Annotated in this window: 5 protein-coding genes; 2 read left to right on the top strand and 3 right to left on the bottom strand. The window is 69.0% G+C overall.

Annotated elements, in window-relative coordinates; genetic code table 11:
* Both ACFWF3_RS20655 and ACFWF3_RS20650 read right to left on the bottom strand, forming a co-directional pair.
* Nucleotides 1-1,696, bottom strand: a 1,696-nt coding sequence (locus ACFWF3_RS20655) for a protein kinase (protein ID WP_379314899.1), incomplete at its 3' end; no start/stop codon positions are given.
* A 147-nt stretch (nucleotides 1,697-1,843) separates the two neighbouring features.
* Nucleotides 1,844-2,707, bottom strand: a complete 864-nt coding sequence (locus ACFWF3_RS20650; RefSeq protein WP_379314898.1) for an SDR family oxidoreductase — start codon at nucleotides 2,705-2,707, stop codon at nucleotides 1,844-1,846.
* A gap of 62 nt (nucleotides 2,708-2,769) precedes the next feature.
* Here ACFWF3_RS20650 and ACFWF3_RS20645 point away from each other — a divergent pair, with 62 nt between their 5' ends.
* Entirely contained in the window at nucleotides 2,770-3,492 is a 723-nt protein-coding gene (locus tag ACFWF3_RS20645; protein WP_378989652.1) for a PaaX domain-containing protein, C- domain protein, read from the top strand.
* Nucleotides 3,493-3,612: 120 nt separating this feature from the next.
* Here ACFWF3_RS20645 and ACFWF3_RS20640 read toward each other — a convergent pair whose 3' ends face one another.
* Nucleotides 3,613-4,893, bottom strand: coding sequence for a helix-turn-helix domain-containing protein (locus tag ACFWF3_RS20640; RefSeq protein WP_379314897.1), 1,281 nt, complete (start codon nucleotides 4,891-4,893; stop codon nucleotides 3,613-3,615).
* 161 nt (nucleotides 4,894-5,054) lie between these two features.
* On the opposite strand from ACFWF3_RS20640, the gene ACFWF3_RS20635 reads away from it, so the two are divergent.
* On the top strand, nucleotides 5,055-6,194 hold a 1,140-nt coding region (locus ACFWF3_RS20635), incomplete at its 3' end, for a class I adenylate-forming enzyme family protein (RefSeq protein WP_379314896.1).

Here is a 6,194-nt window from a genome sequence, read left to right as displayed (position 1 = left end):
GGCTGTCGAGCAGGTGCGCCGGGTCCTCACCTGCGCGCAGCGACAGCACCGTCAGCTGTAGTGCCGCGACCCAGCCGTCGGTGGCGCCTGCCAGCGCGGCCACCTCGTCGGCGGCCAAGTGCACACCGCCGGCTTCGGCGAGGAACGCGTGTACTTCGTCGGGATTGAAACGTAGTGTCGTGGCGTCGATTTCGGCGAGCTCACCGTGGATGCGCAACCTGCTCAACGGCAGGTCGAGCCGCTCGGTGCTCGTGACGACGAGGGGCAGATGGTGACACCCGTGCTCGAGCAGGAACCGGACCGCGTCCACCGAGGCGGGGGCGGTGACCCGTTGCCAGTCGTCGAGTATCAGCGTCACCCGCCGGTCGTCGGCGTGCAGACCGTCGACGAGTGCGGTCAGCACGGCGCGGGTCGGGTCGTCGGGGTTGGCTTCCAGCAGCCGGTCGAGATCGTCGGCGAGCACGGGGACGGCGGGCCGGATCGCCTCGGCGAGGTGGGTGAGGAACCAGGAGACATTGTCGTCGTCCTCGTCGACGGTCAGCCACGCGACTGCGGCGCCGTGCTCGACCAGCTCGTCGTGCCATTGGGCGGCCACCGTGGTCTTGCCGAATCCGCTGGGCGCGTGGATGGCGGTGAGCCGGGTGCGTTCGGTGGTGCGCAAGTGCTCGAGCAGGCGCTTTCTGGCGAGAGTCGCCCGCGCCGGAGTCGGCGGGCGATACTTCGTGGCGGGTGTGGGAGGCGCGGTGGTGCGGTCGCGGGCCCGGGCCGCCGGTGCGATCGGCACCGCGACGGGGCGCTGGGTATCCGGGACCCGGAGGACATCGACGGGGCTGCCGGTACTGCGCTGGGCCGCAACCAGTTCCGCGCCGAAGCCGGCGGCGCTGTCGGGCCGGTCGGCGGGGTCGGTCGCCATCGCGTGCTCGATGGCGGCTCTGACCTCGTCGGGCACATCCTGGTCGGTGAGATCGGGACCGGGCTGCGCGGAGACTCGCAGGAACTGTGACAACACCTGCTCTCCGACGCGCCGCTCGTAGGCGACATGTCCGGTGAGCGCGCAGAACAGCGTGGCGCCCAGGCCGTACACGTCGGCGGCGGCGGTGGCTTGCGCGCCGCGCAGGACCTCCGGCGCGGCGAAAGCGGGGGAGCCGGTGACGATTCCGGTCGTCGTGTGGAACCCGCCCTGGGTCCGGGCGATCCCGAAGTCGGTGAGTTCGGGTTCGTCGTAGTCGCTGAGCAGGATGTTGGACGGTTTCACGTCACGATGCAGGATGCCGGCCCGGTGCGCGGTCTCGAGGGCGCCCGCCATCTTCACGCCCAAGCGCAGTGTCGCTGCCCAGTCCAGCGGGCCGACAGTGTGGATGCGTTGTTCCAACGAACCACGCGCGTGATAGGGCATCACCAGGTAGGGGTGCCCGCCGTGGGTGGTGCCCGCTTGGAAGACCGCGACGATGTAGGGATGACCGGACAGCCTGCCCATCGCCTGCTGTTCGCGCACGAAGCGCTGCAATCCGTCGGGGTCGAGTTCGGCGGTCAGTACCTTCACCGCGACCACGCGGTCCAGATCGGGCTGGACGCAGCGGTAGACCACACCGAAACCGCCGCGTCCGATCTCCTGGGCGTCCTCGAAGCCCTCGGCGGTCAGTTCCGCCGCGATCCCGGTGGCCGAGCTGCGCTGCGTCGGCAAGTTTTCGGCCATTCAGGCTCGATTCGGTGCGACCTCGTGGCGGTGCGCTGGTGCGCCGCCCTCTACCGAGGATAGCCCCGGAACCCATGGTGTTCGACGACGTCAGGCGCGTTTCCGGTGTCGGCGAAACCCCCTGTGTTCGCGCTGCGGGCGGGCGGCTCAGGCCCGCTTGTGCGGCGGGTCGACGAAGATGTCGTATTCCAGCCCGTCGGCGCCTCCGTAGGGCGAGAGATCGGTGACGCCTTCGGCACGGAGCACGTCGACGTCGAGGAAGGTGTTTCCGGTGACCGATCGTGCGTCCTTGCGCAGGAGCGCCACCGCGGCGTCGGCCATGATCTGCGGGGTACGGGCTTTGGCGATCGCGTCGTCGCCGCCGAGGAGGTTCTGCACCGCGGCGGTGGCGATCAGGGTCTCGGGCCACAGGCAGTTGCCTGCGATGCCGTGTTCGGCGTATTCGGCTGCCCAGCCCAGCGTCAGGAGCGACATCCCGTACTTGGCGAGCATGTACGCGGGGTAGGCGCCGAGCCATTCGGGTGCGAGATTCAGCGGCGGCGACAGGCTGAGGATGTGGGCGTTGTCGCTGCGGCGCAGGTGCGGCAGGCAGGCGCTCGAGAGCAGGTAGGTGCCGCGCAGCTGGATCTGCTGCATCAGGTCGAACCGCTTGATGGGCGGTTCCTCGGTGGGGGCGAGGGCGATCGCCGAGGCGTTGTTCACGCAGTAGTCGATGCCGCCGAAACGCTCGACCGCGCGGGCCACCGCGTCGGTTACCGAGGCTTCGTCGCGCACATCGCCCACCACCGCGAGCGCCTGTCCACCGGCGGCTTCGATCTCGGCGGCGGCGGTGTGGACGGTGCCCGGCAGTCGGGGGTCGGGCGTATCGGTCTTGGCGAGCAGCACGATGTTGGCGCCTTCGCGGGCGGCGGCGACGGCGATCGCCAGCCCGATGCCGCGGCTGCCGCCCGACATGATCATGGTGCGCCCGGTCAGCGGGAACGGGGAGGTCGTGGATGTGGTCGTGGTCATACCGTGCGACGTTACAGTTCTCGGACAGTCGCGGCAATAGTGAAATATGTAGACTCGGTCTCGTGAAATCCGCTGCTACCGGCTTCGACGCACGGGTCCGTCCGGTGTCGGCCCGTTCGGCGGTGATCCGGATTCTGATAGCGGCCGAGTCGCCGACGACCACCTCGAGTGAAATCTGCGCTGCCACCACCGCCGTCGGCTATCCGGAGACAACGGTGCGTGTCGCGGTGTCGCGGATGGTGGCCGCGGGCGAGCTGATCCGTGAACAGCGCGCCTACACGCTCGACCCCGCCTTGCGCGCCCGCCGGACCGAACTCACCGCCCCGCCCGTTCGGCCCTGGGACGGCGACTGGGAGCAGGTCGTCATTACCGCCGCCGGACGGCCGTCGGCCGAGCGTGCGGCCCTGCGCGCCAGGCTGCTCTCGCTTCGCCTGGCAGAACTTCGCGAGGGAGTCTGGCTGCGGCCGGCCAACCTCGTCCGCGAGCTGCCCGCGGACCTGGCCACCACCACGCTCCATTTCCGACTCCGGCCGGTCGAGAACGCTGCCGACCTCACCGCCGAACTGTGGTCGCTGGCCGATTGGTCGGCGCGGGGTCGCGCCCTGCTCGACGACATCGAAAACCCTGACCCGGCAGCAAGATTCGCCGTGGTATGCGCCGCGCTCGACCTGCTCACCACCGACCCCGCGCTTCCTGCGGCGCTGCAACCCGACGACTGGCCGGTCGACGATCTCCGGGCACAGACCTCGGCCTATCTCGCCTGGATCAGACAACTCGACCTGTAAGCCGTTCCCGGCGCCGCAGATCAGAAGGGGACGACTGCGCGGGTGCCGTTCTCGCCGGCGCAGTAGTCGACGGCCTTGCCGAGGTCGCCGAAACCGAAGGTCTCGGTGACCAACCGGTCGTCAGGTCGCGTCGTCCACGGTGGTCTCGGCCGACCTGCGACGGCTTCGCCGGGGCTGGTGAGGAGCCTCGGGGATCCCCAGTTGGGCGCAGGTCAGCAGGGCCACTTCGATGTCGAGCCTGCGCTCGCCGAGCGGATGTCCGAGCAGCTCTTCGGCTTTGCGCACCCGGTAGTGGACGGTGTTCTTGTGGACGTGCAGCCGCGCGGCGGCGTCGGTATAGCTGCCACGGGCGTCGAGGAACGCGCGGACGGTCTCGCGTAACCGCGCTGCTGTCTCGTCCGTGCCCAGCAGTGCGCCGAGCACACGCTCGGCCCACACCCGCATCTCGGGCACCCGGTCGGCGAACAGGGCGGTCAACGCCACGTCGGAATGGACGGTGAGTCCGTGCTCTCGCCTGGTCAGGGCGACGGCGCGGGCTTGTTGCGCGTCGCGGAAGGTCTGGCGGAATCCTTCGAGGCCGGTAGCCGGATCGCCCAGGGTGATCGACAGATTCGGATGGGCCCGCAGATCGTGGGCGAGTTGTTCGGTGTCGAGCACGGGTCGGGCCACCGAGGAGATCCACACCCACCGGTTGTGGTCGTCGACCTCGACGGTCATCGGCGTCTTGCCGGTCGCGGCCGCCAGCAGGGCGGTGCCCGCGCGCAGCGACGCGCGGGGATCGCGGGTTCCCGGTGGTGTCCACAGCGTCGCGAACTGGTGCCAGCCACGCAGGGAGGCCGACAGCATCTGCTCGGCCGAGCCCACGTCCAGATCATCGGCGTCGACGACGGCGCGCACCTGTGCGGCGCGGGCAGCGTCGGTGCGCGCGTCCCAGCGGCGGCGCTCGCTCTCGTAGATATCGATCAGGCCCTCGATCACCTGGTCGATATAGCTGTTGACCAGGTAGGCGATGCGGGCCGCGGTGGCCATCGCCACGTCGGTGGGCGGGTTCAGTTCGGCCAGCAGCGTCATCGTCCACTGGACGAACATGTTCTCGCCGAGCCGGTAGGCGCGCAGCAGTGCCTCCAGCGACAGATCGTGCTGGGCGAAGCGGCGGGCGTACTCGGCGGCGGCGGGCGGCACGGTGATGTCGTCGAGGCCGATGGCCAGCGTGAGTATGTCCAAGATCGCGGACAGGTTGGACTCCGTGCTGGCCACCATCAGTCTGCGCACTTCGTCGTCGTGCCGGAATTCGGGGATGACCTCGGTGAACATCGTGGTCATCCTCGGTGACAGGTGGTCCAGGTCGGCTTTGATCCGGCCCGCCACCGCACGCACCAGTGGATCGTTGTCGTGGGCCATGGCCGCAGACAGTACCCCCGACGCTCACCTGTGTGGCGCTGTTTGTGCCCGTGGCACAACACGTCGGCGCAACGCTGGGCTGCGGGCCCGTAGTCGGCGCCTGATTCGCGTCCTACCGTGAGTGATGTAACTCAGATCACATTCGCCACCGGTGAGGAATCATGCGACACATCGCCGAATTGCCCGAGGTCAGAGCCGCTGCCGACCCGCACGGACCCTGCATCGCCGACGACACCGTCACACTGTCCAATGCGCAGTTCCATGCTCGGGTCGATGCCGCTGCGTCGGTCCTGCATCGTGAGGGCGTGCGGTCCGACGACGTCGTCGCGGTGGTGCTGCCCAACCGAGTAGACCTCGTGGTGGCCCTGTTCGCGGCCTGGCGACTCGGTGCGGCCGTCACTCCGGTGAATCCGGGGCTCACCGACGACGACATCCGGTACCAGGTCGAAGACTCCGGCGCCGCCGTCGTCCTCGGCGAATCCGGCAGGCCCGCAATCACTCTCGACATCGCGGAATTGGCCGAGCACGCCGGTCCCGTCGCCGCCGCGTCCTCTGACGATCTCGCCCTGATCATCTACACCAGCGGCACCACGGGTAGGCCCAAGGGTGTGCTGCTCGGTCACGAGAACCTCGCCGCCATGTGCGCGATGATCATCGACTCGCTCGGCCTGAACGAGACCGACCACAGCCTGCTGATCCTGCCGCTGTTCCACGTCAACGGCATCGTGGTCAGCGTGCTGTCGCCACTGCTGGCGGGCGGACGCACCACCATCGCCGGAAAGTTCTCCGCCTCAGGCTTTTTCGACACGGTCGAGCGGGTCCGGCCCACCTATTTCTCGGCGGTGCCCGCCATCTACGCGATGCTGGTGGCCCAGCCCGACGGTCCTCGTCCCGACACTTCCTCGCTGCGCTTGGCGATCTGCGGTGCCGCGCCGATGCCCGCCGAGCTCATCGCCCGGTTCGAGCAGCGCTTCGGTGTGCCGATCGTCGAGGGTTACGGTCTGTCCGAGGGGACCTGTGCGTCGACTCTCAATCCCGTAGCGGGCCAACGGAAGCCGGGGACTGTCGGTATCCCGTTGCCCGGTCAGACCGTAGCGATCATGGATGTCGGCGGCGCGTTGTCGGCGCCCGGCGAACCCGGCGAAGTCGTCATTCGCGGAGCGAACGTGATGCGCGGCTACCTCGGCAGGCCGACGGAGACGGCGAAAACCGTCGTGGACGGCTGGCTGCACACCGGCGACGTCGGCTACTTCGACGCCGACGGCTATCTGGTTCTGGTCGACCGAATCAAGGACATGATC

Origin of the sequence: Nocardia sp. NPDC060220 (assembly GCF_042727815.1) — a bacterium.
Taxonomy (GTDB): Bacteria; Actinomycetota; Actinomycetes; order Mycobacteriales; family Mycobacteriaceae; genus Nocardia.
The sequence above is the reverse complement of the archived record's forward strand: the minus strand, read 5'-3'. Positions and strand labels throughout refer to the sequence as shown.

Coding starts and splice junctions, on each gene's coding strand:
- ACFWF3_RS20650 (WP_379314898.1), bottom strand. CDS start 2,707: ATGACCACGACCACATCCACGACCTCCCCGTTCCCGCTGACCGGGCGC.
- ACFWF3_RS20640 (WP_379314897.1), bottom strand. CDS start 4,893: ATGGCCCACGACAACGATCCACTGGTGCGTGCGGTGGCGGGCCGGATC.